We start from the raw sequence: 13881 nt of genomic DNA on the forward strand, positions 1-13881 counted from the left end.
CCCCACTCCTTGCGCAGCAGGTCGTTCATCAGCCAGGTGTTGGAGGTGGCCGGCACGCCGTTGATCGAGTTCAGCGCCACCATCACCCCGCCAGCACCGGCGTCGAGCGCGGCGCGGTAGGGTGGCAGGTAGTCGTTGTACATCTTCGGCAGGCTCATATCGACCGTGTTGTAGTCGCGCCCGCCCTCCACCGCGCCGTACAGGGCGAAATGCTTGACGATGGCCATGATGCTATCGGGGTTGGCCGGGCTGCTGCCCTGGAACGAGCGCACCATCACCTGGCCGATCTTCGAGGTCAGGTAGGTGTCTTCACCGAAACCTTCGCTGGTGCGGCCCCAGCGCGGGTCGCGGGCGATGTCGACCATCGGCGCGAAGGTCATGTCCAGGGCATCGGCCGAGGCCTCGATGGCGGCGGTGCGGCCCACCTTGGCGACGGCGTCCATGTCCCAGGTGGCCGCCATGCCCAGCCCGATCGGGAAGATGGTGCGCTCGCCGTGGACGGTGTCGTAGGCGAAGAACATCGGGATCTTCAGGCGGCTGCGCATGGCGGCATCCTGCATCGGCCGGTTTTCGGGGGCGGTACGCGAGTTGAAGGTGCCGCCGATGCGGCCCGCAGCAATTTCCTCGCGGATCTTCTCGTGGGGCATTTCCGGGCCGATACTGATCAGTCGCAACTGGCCGATTTTCTCGGCCTCGGTCATCTGCCCGATCAGGTGGTCGATGAATGCCTGCTTGTCCTGCAGGGGCGGGGCGGAGGGGGCGGCCAAGGCCACCTGACTGGCAAGGCCCATGGCCAGGCCCAGCAAAGACAGTTTCATCATGAATTCCGTAGTAGGGCCTGTGCCGTATCCACGCTGATACGCGCGCGGCCGAAGTTTTCAGGCGGCTATTGTTGTACGATTCGCAGGCATTTCTTCCAGCGGCGGATTATGCCTGAATATGTGGCCCGCGGACGAAGCCCCGAATGCCGGGACAACAACAATAAGATCGCTCGAGAGACCGACGGCATGACCCCCTTCGACGAATATCACCAGCGGCAGATAGCCGAAGCCATTGCCCGTGCCGAACGGCGCACCGATGCCGAACTGGTCACGGTGCTGGCCCGTCGTGCCGACGATTACGCCTATTGGCCTTTATTGTGGGCCGCGGTGCTGGCCCTGGCGCTGCCTGGTTTGTTGCAGTGGCTGTCGGGGTGGCCCGGTGTACGTGGCCTGCTGGTGGCCAACGTGTTGCTGTTCATGGGTTTGTGCCTGTTGTTGCGCAACCCGCGCCTGGTCGGCTGGCTGATCCCCGGTGCGCTGCGCCGCTGGCGCGCCTCGCGGCTGGCACGGCAACAGTTTCGTGAACAGAACCTGCAGCGGACTGCGGGGGCCACGGGGGTGCTGATTTTTGTCAGTGAGGCCGAGCGGCATGTGGAGATACTGGTAGACCGTGGCATCGAGCGTTATCTGGATGCCGCCGCCCGTGCGGTGATCGTTGCCCGTTTTGCCGAGCAGGTGCGTCAGGGCCGGACCTTGCAGGGCTTTGTCGAGTGTATCGATGCCTGTGGCGAGCTGCTTGGCGAGCATGTGCCGCCTACGCATGCGCGTAACGAATTGCCGAACCGGCTGGTGATCCTCGATTGAGCAGCATGCAGCCGCCTCAACGAGGGCAGGCAGTTCAGGGCTGCTGTGCAGCCCATCGCCGGCAAGCCAGCTCCCACAGGTACAGCGCATGGCTTGAAATTGACGTGGTCGAAGTGGGAGCTGGCTTGCCGGCGATGGGCCGCAAAGCGGCCCTGAATGGCCAGGGTATGCCCGCTCGCACGGCACACGGTAGAATGAGTGTTCCGCTACTCAAGGCCCCTTTCTCCATGTCCGCCAGTAATTCCGCTCCCTCCGCGCCCGATGCGCGCGCCCGGTTTCTTGACCTGCTGAACGCCGCCCTGCACGGCAACACCTTGGTCAAACTGGTGCTGGCGCGCCATGTAGGTGCCGACCAGACCTTGCAACGAATCATTGCCAAGCCGCTGCAGGTCAAGGGCCAGCCGTGCCTGTCGCTGGTCTATCGTCACCAGACCCGCGACATCACCCAAAACCTGGCGCTGGACCAGGCCCAGGCGCTGGTCGCCGAGCTGCTGCCAGGCAGCTTCCGTAATGCCCACCTGTTCGACGCAGAGGGTGAAGTGCAGCTGACCTTCAGCAAGAAGGGCAAGCCCATGCTCCAGCGTCACGGCGCGCAGGCCGCACGCGAGGTTGCCGCCAGCAGCGGCCATGACCGTGAGAAAAAGCGCTACCTGGAGCTGGCACGGCCCTTCCTGCGTGACCTTGGCGTCACCGATGCACAAGGCGCACTGATCCCGTCCATGTCGCGCAAGTGGAAGCAGATCAACAAGTTCATCGAGGTCTTCGACCACGCCCTGGCCAGCGCCCCGGTGCCGCCAGAGCAGGCACTGCGGGTCGCCGATTTCGGTTCCGGCAAGGGCTACCTGACCTTTGCCATGCACGATTACCTGCGCAACAGCCTGGGCCGTGAAGCGCAGGTCACCGGTGTGGAACTGCGCCAGGACATGGTCGACCTGTGCAACGCGGCCGCCTCGCACCTGGAGCACCCGGGCCTGGAGTTCCAGTGTGGTGACGTGCGCAGTGTGGTACCCGAGGCCATCGAAGTGATGATCGCCCTGCATGCCTGCGACATCGCCACCGACTACGCCATCCATACCGGTATTCGCTGCAACGCCGCGATCATCATGTGCTCGCCGTGCTGCCACAAACAGATCCGCCCGCAACTGCACAGTCCGGGGTTGCTACAACCCATGCTGCAGTACGGTCTGCACCTGGGCCAGCAGGCCGAAATGCTCACCGACAGCCTGCGTGCGCTGTATCTGGAAGCCTGCGGGTACGAAACCAAGGTGTTCGAGTTCATCTCCCTGGAGCACACCAACAAGAACAAGATGATTCTTGCGGTGAAGCGCAAGCAGGCGGGGGATAACGGCGCGCTGCTGGAGAAAATTGCCCAGCTCAAGGCGTTCTATGGGGTGCAGGAGCATTGCCTGGAGACGCTGTTGCGGGCGGATGGGTTGCTTTGACAGGTTTCAGTGGCCGTCTTCAGCGCTGCCTATTGTGAGAGCGGTTGTCGCGAACGGTCGCGGATGGCTTGCTACGCTGCTGGGATCTTGCAGCCCATCGCGACACGAGGCCGATCCTGCAGGCCTCCTGCTAGCGCCCAGCGATTGGTGGCTTGACCGCCAACTCCGCCTGCCCCAACGGATGCGTATTGGCATCGAAGAAATGCAGCTCAATCCCCGCCAGGTCGCCAAAGCGATCGACAAAGTGCTGCTTCTGATTGATCACCGACGCCTCGTTCAACGGCCGTACAGCAATCGACAACTGCTTCGGCCGGGCCAGCCGGATAGCGTCAAGCAAGTGCTGGTCACTGCTGTCCAGATGCTGCCCGAACAGGCATAGCCCCTGGCTTTCCCCGGCCAGTTGCCCCAGGCACCAGCTCAGGTAGTCAGAATTGCGGATCGCACGCAGTTTCTCGTCGCTGCGGTCTTCGTTGACGAACAGCGGTACCTCGCCCGGGATGTTCACGGCAAACCCATCGAGCAGTTCGGCGTTGTCGGCACTGCGTTGGCGTGTGGTGCCGTCGGGCAGCTTCAGCAAGTGCATGCCGCCATGCAGGTGCAGCACCCGGGTGCCTTCGGTTTGGGTGCGGCGTACATCGAAGAAGCCCTGCTCGTCGAACAGGTCGGCGAAGCCGTGCGGAGCATGTTGCACCGCCCACGGCAGCAGCAGGTCGTAATTGCTGGTATAGACGTTGCGGTAGCCGCGCAGGGCCTGGTTGAGGGTGGTCAGCGTAGCCGGCGTCATCAGTGGCCACGGCAGGTGCACGGTGCGCACGGCGTGAATCAGCGCTTCCTTGATCGAGTAGTAGCGGTTCAGCGGTGCGGTGGAATTGATCGCCAGCGCGGCGTTGGTGCGAACCGTGGTGTTGAGGGCGCTGAGCACGGGTTCGAACAGCTCTGTCCCCAGCGACTTGAACAGTGCCTGGTCGCTGACGGCCAGGCCCTTCTTGCGGCCGGCGCGTTGCGCTTGCTCGAACAGCGAGAAATAGCCGAACGGTTTCCACAGTGCGCGGCTGGCGCCGTTGCCCAGCAGCAGCGCGTCACAGGGGTGGCGGGCGGCGAGTTCTGGCCAGGGAGAAAGGGTGGCGTCAAGTGCGGGCATGCTGGGATCCGTTGGGTGGCGCGGAGAACGGGGGCGACTTTAGCATGTCATGCAAGGTGGGCGACGGTTGGCCGTCAAGGCAATGTTCATGTGTTGTCTGTTCAAGCCTGGTCCGATAGGTTCGCGTCGTCCTTGTTCCCAGTTTCTCAACGTTGCGACCTTGATATCGAAGCCTGCTTCAGCCCTGTTCTGCCACCTGCAAACTGCGGTTCCTGTTGCGCCAAACCCGATACGCCCGAATTCCCGCCCGCACCGAGCCGAACAGCAGTTTGTCTTCCATCTCCCGCGCCATCCCGGAGCGCACCAGCATGCGCAGGAAGGTGCCGCGGGCGCGGGCGATAGCGAAGAAGATGCCTTGCGCCGCCAGGGTGTCACGCACTTCGCGCAGGGCCGCGATGCCGCTGACATCGATGCTGGTTACCGCTTCGGCATCGAACAGCACGGCTTTGGGTTGGTCCTGGCTCTGTACCGCCTCAAGCAGCCGCATCTTGAAGTAGTCGGCATTGAAGAACAGGATCGCGTCGTCGAAACGGTACACCACCAGCCCGGGCACGGTACGGGCATCCTTGAACTTGCGGATGTCTACCTGGCCTTCGGTGCCCGGCAGCCAGCCGAGCACGGCGTCGGTGGGCTGGTAGATGCTGTACAGCAGGCGCAGGATCGCCAAGGTCACGGCAAACACGATACCGGGCAGCACGCCCAGGCCCAGCACGCCCACCGTGGTCAGCAGGCACAGCCAGAACTCGAAGCGGCTCAGGCGGCGGATATGCCCCAGGGATTTGATGTCGATCAGCCCCCAGCCGGCCATCAGCAGCACGGCACCCAGTGCGGCCTGGGGGATCCACGCCATCGGCGCGGTGAAGAACATCAGTATCATGGCGATGACCAGCGCGGCGATGATGCCCACCAGCTGGCTTTTGCCGCCGACCATGTCGTTGACCGCAGTGCGCGAGTCGGCGCCGCTGATGGCGAAGCCCTGGGACGCGCCGGCCGCCAGGTTGCTTACGCCCAGGGCGACGAATTCGTGGTTGGCGTTGATCGCGTAACCGTGCCGGGCGGCAAAGCTGCGTGCGGTAAGCATGGCGCTGCAGAAGCTGACGGTGGCGATCCCCAGGGCATCGCGCAGCAAGCTCTTCATTTCTGCCAGGTTGCTGTGTGGCCATGCCAGCTGCGGGATACCCGCCGGCACCGGGCCGAGAATCGCCACCCCCAGGCGGTCCAGTCCAAGCAGGCCGACCAGTGACATGAACAGTGCCACCACGATCAGGGCGGCGGGCAGGCGCGGGTAGCGCCGTGGCAACCAGATCAGCAGGCCCAGCGCCGCCAGGCCGATAAGCAGCGTCACCCAGTGGATTTCGCCCAGGCGCTGGAAGAAATTGATCAGGCTGAGGATGAAACCGTCACCTTCGATCCTGAAGCCCACCACCTTGGACAATTGCCCGGCGATCAAGCTCAGGCCGATGCCGTTGAGGTAGCCGATCAGGATCGGCCGCGAAAAGAAGCTGGCGATGAACCCGGCGCGGGCCAGGCCAGCGCCGATCAACATCATCCCGACCAGCAGGGTGACGATCACCGAAAGCTCGGCAATCCGCTGCGGGTCGCCCATGGCCAGTGGCGCCACAGCGCCGGCGATCATCGCGCAGGTAGCGGCGTCAGGGCCGACCATCAGCTGGCGCGAGCTGCCGATCAAGGCGTAGACCATCATCGGCAGCACGCAGGCGTACAGGCCGTACTGCGGCGGCAGACCGACGATCTGCGCATAGGCGATAGCGATGGGAATCTGGATCGCTGCTACCGATAGACCGGCCTGCAGGTCGGCGTGGAACCATTCCCGGCGGTACTGCAGCAGGTTGGCGAGGCCCGGGAGCCAGCGGGAGAGAAACATGCGTCGTCCTTTCGAAATGCTTCACAGATCCATTGAACATATGCGCTACAAGCCGTTTCGCTTGCACGCGCCTGCGCATTGAAACGGATCGACAGGCAAATGGCCATGGTCCAGGTTGAGTGAAAGGCAGAAACGAAAAAAGGAGCCGGGGCTCCTTTTGACAGCGATGACGTTGCTGAAACGCCATGCGGAATGCAATGTGGAGCGGGTAGAGGGAATCGAACCCTCAACTAAAGCTTGGGAAGCTTTCGTTTTGCCACTAAACTATACCCGCGTCTGCGCAGCACTTTTTACCAGAACCCTCAACGAATTAGAAGCCCAAGTTATCAAAAAGCTTGTCGGCACCCAGTAGCCTTGCGGGTATCTGCCAAAGGGCGCCGAGCTGCTCAGATGGCCAATGCATGCTGCCCCTGTTGCACGTGCTGGTAGCGTGGACGGTGCTCGCGCGACGTCGGCTTGAGGAAGCCGAGCAGCACGTTGCGGGTATCTTCACAGGCAACCTTGTTTTCCATGTCGAGGAAGTGGCCAGCGTCCCGGATCACGCGGAAGTGGCTATTGCCCACGTGCTTGCCAAATTCCCGGGCATCTTCGACCGTGGTGTACTCGTCGCGGTCGCCGTTGATGAACAGCACCGGGATGTCGATATTGCGCGCACCTTTCAGCGCCCGCTCCAGGTCGTTCTGCAGCACTTCGTTGATGTGATAGTGCATCTGCGCGTACTCGTGGCTGTCCAGGCTGCTGACATGCCGGTAATTGAAGCGTTTGAACAGCGACGGCAGGTGCTTGCCGATGGTGTCGTTGACCAGGTTGCCGACCTGGTAGCGGTCGCAGGCGGCCAGGTACTGGCAGCCCCGGTCCAGGTAATCACGCATCGGTTCGTTGATCACTGGCGAGAACGAACTGACCACGGCCTTTTTCACCCGTTGCGGCTGGTGCGCCAGCGCCAGCAGCGTGCTTGCACCACCCCACGAGAACGACATCACGTGATCGGCCTGGAAATGCTCGATCAGCTCCAGCAGGATGTGCGCCTCGGTCTCCTTGGAGATCAGCCGCTCCTGACGGTTGTGCGGCTTGGATTTGCCCGCATACGGCTGGTCGAACAATACAACGTTGAATTGCGGGTGCAGGTTACGAACCGTCTGGGCGAACGAGGCCGTGGTGGCCAACGAGCCGTTGACCAGGATGATCGTCTTCTCGGCCGCATCCGCGCGATGGAACTCCGTGTAAACCCGATACTGACCTTGGATATCAAGTACAGCGATTTCTGGCCTCATGTCATCGACTCCTGGCGCAAAAAGGGTATTCGCGTCACCTAGGGTGCACGTTCTTTATGACAGGTAGGCATTCGCCTGAAGAGTAACCGGGGGGGGCCTGTGTCGATCCTTGGCACTTGCGTCGACGGTATTGTTTTTGGCGGGCAATCTGCCGTGCCCCAAGGCATCTAGGCCCTGGGTGGCCGGCAAAAAGTTGTCCTCGACTGCGGTTGTGACTTGGTAGTCACATGCAGACTGACGATTTGGATTCAAGCAGTGGGTTGCGGATCCCGCAAGTGCCGTTCGGGCGAAAGTGTGACTTTTGTCGCCGAGCGGTCGTGTGACGACCCTTTGCGGTCTGTTCCGGCCCTTTCGCGGGTGAACCCGCTCCCACAGGTCCAGCGCAGCTCTCGAGCGCGACGAGGTCCCTGTAGGGGCGGGTTTACCCGCGAACAGGGCAGGGCAGGCACCCTAGACAGTGGCGATTTCACCCACCGTCAGCTCACGAAAGGCCCCGGGCGCCAACCCCGGGTCCAGCTGGATCGCCCCCATGCTCTCGCGATGCAGCCCCACCACCTTGTTGTCGAAATGGCCGAACATGCGCTTGACCTGGTGATAACGGCCTTCGACGATTGCCAGGCGAGCCCGGCGCGGCCCAAGGATGTCCAGCTGCGCAGGCTGGGTGGTGAGGTCCTCGAAGGCAAAATAGAACCCTTCCCGGAACCTGGCGACATAGTGCTCGCCAATCTCGTCCTCGGTTTCCACCAGGTAATGCTTGGGCAGCTTGGTGGCAGGTTGGGTCAGGCGTCGCGACCATTGCCCGTCGTTGGTCAGGATCATCAGGCCGGTGGTGTTGAAGTCCAGGCGCCCAGCTATGTGCAGGTCATCACGCATTGCGGCTGGCAGCAGGTCGAGCACAGTGCGGTGTTGCGGGTCGCGCGTCGCGCTCACGCAGCCCGCAGGTTTGTGCAGCATCAGGTAGCGCGCCGGGCGGCCGGCCTGCAGCAACTGGTCGTCCAGCTCGACGCGGCTGAATTCGCGGACCTCGGCCAGCGGGTCGCTGACCACCTGGCCGTCCACCCGCACACGGCGTTGCGCCAGCATCAGGCGGACTTGCTGGCGGTTGTAGCTGGGCAGGTTGGCGAGGAAACGGTCAAGGCGCATGGCAAGGGTCAGTCGGCGGCAGGTGATCGGAGTTGTTCTTCAACGGCTGCGCAGCGCGGGCACAGGCAGGCTTTGTCACGCAACTCGGCGGGCAGGGCCTGGAGCACCGCCGGGTCGATGCTCACGCTGTAGCACCAGCAGGCCTGGGTGGCGAGGCGCGGGTCAGCCAGGCTGCACTGGTTGAGCGCACCGCAAGCGGGGCAGTATTGGCTATCATTCATGGTCGGTTTCACTGCAGACGCGGTTGCGGCCGGCCTGCTTGGCACGATAAAGCGCGCGGTCGGCGCGGGTCAGCAGGGTATGCAAGGTATCCCCAGGTTGCAGGCTGCTCAGACCGATGCTGGTGGTCAGGCGCAGCGGCTGGTCGTCGTAGCTGAAGGTCAGCTGCTCGGTGCGCCGGCGGATCTTTTCCGCCACTTCGATGGCCGGGCGGCCTTCGGCTTCACGCAGCAGCACGATGAATTCCTCGCCACCCCAGCGGCAGAGTATATCCGACTGGCGCAGGCTGCCTTGCAGCACATTGGCGAACTGGCGCAGCACTTCGTCGCCTGCCAGGTGGCCGTGGGTGTCATTCAGCGCCTTGAAATGGTCCAGGTCGATCAGCAATGCTACCAGCGGACCACTGTCGCGCTGGGCTTCGTGCAAGGCCTGGGCGGCCAGCAGGTCGAAGCTGCGCCGGTTGGGCAGGCCGGTGAGGCTGTCGAGGGTGGCCAGCGCCTCGGTGCTGGCCTGGTGGCGGCGGACCATGGCGTGAATCAGCGCCAGTACCACCAAGGTGATCATCGCGCAGATGACCAGGTTCAGGTACAGCGAGTGACGGATTCGGTCGAGGGCGCCGGTTTCGCGCTTGTCCACCAGCAGGTACCAGTCAAGCTCGGGCAGGTGGCGCACGTTCAGAAAGTGGCTGTGGTTATCGCTGTCGCGGTATTCGTGGCTGCCTTCGCCGGGTACCGGTTGCGCGGCCAGCAGGTCATCCAGTTCGGGGTTGGCGCTGAGCGGCTGGCCGACCCGCAAGCCCTGCGGGCCGCCTTCGGAGCCCGTCAGCAGGACCTTGCCCTTGGCGTCGGTGAACAGCACCGAACGCTGGTAGCGGCGTTGGTACTGATCGATCAGCTTGACCACCGACGAGACGCTCAGCCCGACCCCGGCGGCGCCGATGAAGCGTTGCTGGTAGTCATGCACCTGATAGTTGATGAACACGGTCAGGCTGTCCTGATTGGCCATGTCCAGGTCGACGTTGATTTCGTAGGGGGCCTTGAGTTCGCGCAGGCGGAAGTACCAGGCATCGCGCCAGGTGCCGGGTTCGACTTTCTTGAGCACGCCCTTGGCCTGGTAGTAGGTCAAGGTACGGTTGGAGACAAAAAAGGACGTGAAGGTGTCCTGTTTGCCCATCACCTCGCCAAGGTAGCGGGTCATGCGCCGGGTATCCTGCTCACCGGACAGCACCCAGTCACGCAGGAAGGTGTCCTGGGCCATCATCGAGGCGATCAGGACCGGGCGAATCAGGTCTTTCTGGATTTCCGAGTAGACCGTGTCGGAGGTGAGCGGCAGCTCGGTGTTGATGATGCCGTCGCGGATGGCGCTGCGTGAGGCGAAGTAGCTGAGCAGGGAAGTGCCGAGGAAGCCGCACGCCAGCAGCAGCAACAGGGTCAAGATCAGCGAACGCTGTGAAAACAGAGCGGAACGTAAAGGCATGATCTTCCCGTGATGTGTGCCAGGGCGCTTATTCTAGTGAGATGGCCGGGAAATCACTGCAAGTTTTTTGGGCCAGCGCACCTGTATCAATTTGTTGCGTAAATGGCACTGCAACTCGGCCTCGCGGTCTTATTCTACGTCGATGATCGCGTTGTGCATCGACGCTCGCCAGCGCCGCTGTTCGGGCACTCCAGCGGTCCAGGAGGCCGCCATGTCCTACCGAATCCTGTTGATTGCCCTGCTCGGGCTGATGACATCCGCCTGCGCCCCTTACTACGGAAGCGGGGGTTATTACCGTTCGGACTATTACTCAACCGACCGCTATGTGTCGCCGGGATATTACCGTTCCGACCGTTATTACGTGACGCCGCAACCGCGTTATTACTACCAGCCTGCCCCGCGCTACTACCGCTCGGCGCCAGCGCCTTATTACCGGCCGCAGCCACACCCGGGAGCCAACCAGTGGCACGGTAACCCGCGCTATGACTACGGTAACCGTCAGCGTAATGACTATGGACGTGACCGGGATCGTCACGACTACCGCGATGGCAGCCAGCGTTACCAGCATGGTGACCGGCACTCCAACCGGCAGGGCAATGACGGCGGGCGCTGGGATGGTCGGCGCGGGCAGGGGCAGGGGGGGAACTGGCAGCGCTAGCTGAGCCTAACCCTGGGCTGCAACGCAGCCCCAGGTTGCCCACGCTATTCCAGGTCGGCCAATGGATGCCGGCCCTCCCACACTTTGGCAAAATGCGCTTCCACCACCGCCGTTGGCACTTGCGCGACGTCCGGCCAGTGCCAGCGCGGCTGGTTGTCCTTGTCCAGCAAACGGGCGCGCACGCCTTCGCTGAACTCCGGGTGGCGGCAACAGTTCAGGCTCATGCTGTATTCCATCTGGAACACCTGCGCCAATGACATATGCCGCGCCCGGTGAATCTGCTCCCACACCAGGTGCGCAGTCAGCGGGCACCCTTCATGCAGGCGCTTGCCGGCGTCTGCCAGCAGCGGGTCGTCATGCTGCTTCAGCGCTTCCAGCGCCCGCCATGCCCCGGCGGCATCTGCCACGTCGAGCAAGCTGTCGATCACCTGCCGCCGTGGCAACCACTGCGCAGCAGGTAATTCGGCGCAGGCGCGATGCTGCTCGGCCTTGAGCAGGCTGTTGAGTTGCAGGGCGGTCTGTTCCTGCCAGTTCAGCTGCAGCAGCTCCTCGATCAAGGCTTCTTGCTGGTGTTCACCCATGAAGCGGTCGGCCAGGCTCAAATCCAAGGCGTCACGGGCGTTGATCGGCGCGCCGGTCAGGCCAAGGAACAGCCCCAGCTTGCCGGGCAGGCGCGCGAGGAACCAGCTGGCGCCTACGTCCGGATACAGGCCGATACTGATCTCCGGCATGGCCAGCCGGCTGCTGGGAGTGACCACCCGTATGTTGGCGCCCTGCAGCAACCCCATGCCACCCCCCAGCACATGCCCGTGGCCCCAACACAGCAGGGGCTTGGGGTAGGTGTGCAGGGCGAAGTCCAGGCGGTATTCGGCGGCGAAGAAGGTGGCGGCCAGCGGTGGCACGCTGCCTGGGTGGTCGCGGCAGGCCTGCACCAGCGCACGCACGTCACCGCCGGCGCAGAATGCCTTGGCCCCCTGGCCGCGCAGCAGCACGCAAACGATGCCCGGGTCGCGGGCCCAGGCGTGCAGCTGTTCGCCCAGCACCTCGATCATCGGCAGGTTCAGGGCGTTGAGCGCCATGGGCGCGTTCAGGGTGGCGATGCCGATGCGGGCGCCATCGGCGCCGGTGAGTACCTCGCAATGAATGGCCATGGACTACCTCGCTCAAGTCATCGCTCTAGTATGGCTGGCCTGGCCGATCATGCCGGTTGTCGGTCGGATCGTTTGACAAGCGGGGAGGGCTTACCTAGTGTCGCGCCATTATTTACGGATGGCCCCATGACTGAAGACGATCGCATCAAACTCGAACCCAGCTGGAAAGCCGCATTGCGCGACGAGTTCGACCAGCCCTACATGCATCAGCTGCGTGAGTTCCTGCGTGGCGAATACGCCGCTGGCAAGGAGATCTACCCGCCAGGGCCGCTGATCTTCAATGCGTTGAACTCGACACCGCTGGACCAGGTGAAGGTAGTCATTCTCGGCCAGGACCCGTACCACGGGCCGGGGCAGGCCCACGGCCTGTGCTTCTCGGTGCAGCCGGGGGTTGCCACGCCACCCTCGCTGGTGAACATCTACAAAGAGTTGCAGCGCGACCTGAACATTCCGATTGCCAGCCATGGCTACCTGCAGAGCTGGGCCGAGCAGGGCGTGCTGCTGCTCAACACCACCATGACCGTAGAGCGCGCCAATGCGGCGTCGCACGCGAAGAAGGGTTGGGAGTTCTTCACCGACCGGATCATTCAGGTGGTCAGCGAGCAATGCCCGAATGTTGTGTTCCTGCTGTGGGGCGCGCATGCGCAGAGCAAGCAGAAGCTGATCGACGGGACCAGGCACCTGGTGCTCAAGTCGGTGCACCCGTCGCCGTTATCGGCTTACCGTGGGTTCCTGGGGTGTGGGCATTTCAGCCGGGCCAACGGCTTCCTCGAGCAGCGCGGGCTGGCGCCGATCAACTGGGCACTGCCGCCGCTTTGATTGCCTGACATACCGTGTCGCCCTCTTCGCGGGCAGGCGACGCGGTCAGTCCGGGTTTGTGTTCCACAAGCGGAACAACGGCTCCGCCAGAAACAGCACAAACAGCAAGCGCATCACCTGCAACGCCGTCACCAGCGGCACCGACAGCTGCAAGGTTTCCGCCGTCAGGCTCATCTCGGCAATCCCGCCCGGCATCATCCCCAGTGTCAGCGAGCGCAGGTCCAGCGCGGTCGTCACGCTCAGTACCCACGCGGCACTGGCGGCGATCGCCATGCACAGCGCCGTGGCCAGCAGGGTGCGCCCGAGAAACGACGGGGCACGGCGGAAGAACGCGCGGTTGAAGTGGCAGGCCAGGCCGCTGCCGATCAGCCATTGGCCGATCTGGCCGGCGCCGTTGGGCAGGGCGATCTGCAGGTTGCCCGCCAGGCTCACCGCTGCCGCCACCAGCAATGGCCCGAACAGCCAGGGGTTGGGCTGGCGCAGGCGCTGCCAGAGCAACGCAACGACCACACCCAGCGGGGCGATCAACGCCAGCCAGCCCCAGCTGACACTGCCAGTGTGGTTCAGTGGCACCCCATCGCCCAGCAAGAGCTTGAACAATGCCGGCACACACAGCACCACCGCCAGCACGCGCAAGCTCTGCGCCGCCGCCACCTGGCTGAGCACCGCGCCATTGCGCGCGCCCAGGTTGACCATCTCCCCCGAACCGCCGGGCATGCTGGCGAAGAACGCGGTGGCGCGGTCCTCGCCGGTGCGCCGCAACAGCCACACGCTGATCACGCTGGACAAGGTGGTGAACAGCGCGCCGAAGAAGATCAGCGCGAAATGGCTGGCCACCTGTTCGATTACGGCAGGGGTGAAATGCAGGCCAATGCCGATGCCGATGATCCACTGCCCGCATTTGCGGCCATTGGGCATTTCCGGCAGCTGCCAGGGTGTCAGGCAGCGCACCAGGATGATCGCCAGCAACGAGCCGACCATCCACGGCAAAGGCCAGCCGACCTTGCTGGCGGCAAAACCGCCAGCAATGCCGACCAGCCCGGTTGCG

13 protein-coding genes and 1 tRNA gene are annotated in these 13881 nt (G+C 63.5%); 4 read left to right on the forward strand and 10 right to left on the reverse strand.

Annotation, left to right across the window (positions count from 1 at the left end; genetic code table 11):
• Positions 1–821 (reverse strand): glycoside hydrolase family 3 N-terminal domain-containing protein (locus tag HP546_RS15420; RefSeq protein WP_306125109.1); only part of this gene is annotated, 821 nt, incomplete at its 3' end.
• 186 nt (positions 822–1007) lie between these two features.
• Between HP546_RS15420 and HP546_RS15425 the strand changes: the two genes are divergently transcribed.
• Both HP546_RS15425 and HP546_RS15430 read left to right on the forward strand, forming a co-directional pair.
• Positions 1008–1625 (forward strand): TPM domain-containing protein, encoded by a 618-nt coding sequence (locus HP546_RS15425; protein WP_172227035.1) that lies wholly within the window; start codon positions 1008–1010, stop codon positions 1623–1625.
• Positions 1626–1852: 227 nt separating this feature from the next.
• A complete protein-coding gene (locus tag HP546_RS15430) occupies positions 1853–3067 on the forward strand; it encodes an SAM-dependent methyltransferase (RefSeq protein ID WP_172227038.1) in 1215 nt (404 codons plus the stop codon).
• Positions 3068–3197: 130 nt separating this feature from the next.
• On the opposite strand, the gene HP546_RS15435 is transcribed toward HP546_RS15430, so the two are convergent.
• The 7 genes from HP546_RS15435 to HP546_RS15465 form a co-directional block, all read right to left on the reverse strand.
• Positions 3198–4208 (reverse strand): DUF4917 family protein, encoded by a 1011-nt coding sequence (locus HP546_RS15435; protein ID WP_172227041.1) that lies wholly within the window; start codon positions 4206–4208, stop codon positions 3198–3200.
• Between the two features lie 178 nt (positions 4209–4386).
• Positions 4387–6093: a SulP family inorganic anion transporter gene (locus HP546_RS15440; protein WP_172227044.1), complete on the reverse strand. Its 1707-nt coding sequence runs from the start codon at positions 6091–6093 to the stop codon at positions 4387–4389.
• A gap of 200 nt (positions 6094–6293) precedes the next feature.
• A tRNA-Gly gene (locus tag HP546_RS15445) sits at positions 6294–6367 on the reverse strand.
• Between the two features lie 112 nt (positions 6368–6479).
• Positions 6480–7367 (reverse strand): alpha/beta fold hydrolase, encoded by an 888-nt coding sequence (locus HP546_RS15450; RefSeq protein WP_172227047.1) that lies wholly within the window; start codon positions 7365–7367, stop codon positions 6480–6482.
• Between the two features lie 450 nt (positions 7368–7817).
• Positions 7818–8510, reverse strand: a complete 693-nt coding sequence (locus HP546_RS15455; protein ID WP_172227050.1) for a pseudouridine synthase — start codon at positions 8508–8510, stop codon at positions 7818–7820.
• Between the two features lie 8 nt (positions 8511–8518).
• Positions 8519–8731 (reverse strand): cysteine-rich CWC family protein, encoded by a 213-nt coding sequence (locus HP546_RS15460; protein WP_172227053.1) that lies wholly within the window; start codon positions 8729–8731, stop codon positions 8519–8521.
• A complete protein-coding gene (locus HP546_RS15465; RefSeq protein WP_172227075.1) occupies positions 8724–10205 on the reverse strand; it encodes a diguanylate cyclase in 1482 nt (493 codons plus the stop codon). Before HP546_RS15465 ends, HP546_RS15460 begins: the two co-directional genes overlap by 8 nt.
• A 211-nt stretch (positions 10206–10416) precedes the next feature.
• Here HP546_RS15465 and HP546_RS15470 point away from each other — a divergent pair, with 211 nt between their 5' ends.
• Positions 10417–10863 carry a hypothetical protein gene (locus HP546_RS15470; RefSeq protein ID WP_172227078.1) on the forward strand — a complete coding sequence of 149 codons (447 nt, stop codon included), beginning with the start codon at positions 10417–10419 and terminating at the stop codon, positions 10861–10863.
• 44 nt (positions 10864–10907) lie between these two features.
• Here HP546_RS15470 and HP546_RS15475 read toward each other — a convergent pair whose 3' ends face one another.
• Positions 10908–12014 carry an enoyl-CoA hydratase/isomerase family protein gene (locus HP546_RS15475; protein WP_172227081.1) on the reverse strand — a complete coding sequence of 369 codons (1107 nt, stop codon included), beginning with the start codon at positions 12012–12014 and terminating at the stop codon, positions 10908–10910.
• A gap of 126 nt (positions 12015–12140) precedes the next feature.
• Here HP546_RS15475 and ung point away from each other — a divergent pair, with 126 nt between their 5' ends.
• Complete coding sequence (gene ung, locus HP546_RS15480; protein WP_172227084.1) at positions 12141–12833, forward strand: uracil-DNA glycosylase; 693 nt, start codon at positions 12141–12143, stop codon at positions 12831–12833.
• 45 nt (positions 12834–12878) lie between these two features.
• Here the strand turns inward: ung and HP546_RS15485 are convergent.
• Positions 12879–13881: AbrB family transcriptional regulator (locus HP546_RS15485; protein WP_172227087.1), on the reverse strand; the 1003-nt coding region annotated here is incomplete at its 5' end.

Source organism: Pseudomonas sp. CM25, assembly GCF_013179705.1.
Taxonomy (GTDB): Bacteria; Pseudomonadota; Gammaproteobacteria; order Pseudomonadales; family Pseudomonadaceae; genus Aquipseudomonas.

Coding starts and splice junctions, on each gene's coding strand:
- HP546_RS15430 (WP_172227038.1), top strand. CDS start 1,853: ATGTCCGCCAGTAATTCCGCTCCCTCCGCGCCCGATGCGCGCGCCCGG.
- HP546_RS15455 (WP_172227050.1), bottom strand. CDS start 8,510: ATGCGCCTTGACCGTTTCCTCGCCAACCTGCCCAGCTACAACCGCCAG.
- HP546_RS15440 (WP_172227044.1), bottom strand. CDS start 6,093: ATGTTTCTCTCCCGCTGGCTCCCGGGCCTCGCCAACCTGCTGCAGTAC.
- HP546_RS15470 (WP_172227078.1), top strand. CDS start 10,417: ATGTCCTACCGAATCCTGTTGATTGCCCTGCTCGGGCTGATGACATCC.
- HP546_RS15460 (WP_172227053.1), bottom strand. CDS start 8,731: ATGAATGATAGCCAATACTGCCCCGCTTGCGGTGCGCTCAACCAGTGC.
- HP546_RS15475 (WP_172227081.1), bottom strand. CDS start 12,014: ATGGCCATTCATTGCGAGGTACTCACCGGCGCCGATGGCGCCCGCATC.
- HP546_RS15465 (WP_172227075.1), bottom strand. CDS start 10,205: ATGCCTTTACGTTCCGCTCTGTTTTCACAGCGTTCGCTGATCTTGACC.
- HP546_RS15450 (WP_172227047.1), bottom strand. CDS start 7,367: ATGAGGCCAGAAATCGCTGTACTTGATATCCAAGGTCAGTATCGGGTT.
- ung (WP_172227084.1), top strand. CDS start 12,141: ATGACTGAAGACGATCGCATCAAACTCGAACCCAGCTGGAAAGCCGCA.
- HP546_RS15435 (WP_172227041.1), bottom strand. CDS start 4,208: ATGCCCGCACTTGACGCCACCCTTTCTCCCTGGCCAGAACTCGCCGCC.
- HP546_RS15425 (WP_172227035.1), top strand. CDS start 1,008: ATGACCCCCTTCGACGAATATCACCAGCGGCAGATAGCCGAAGCCATT.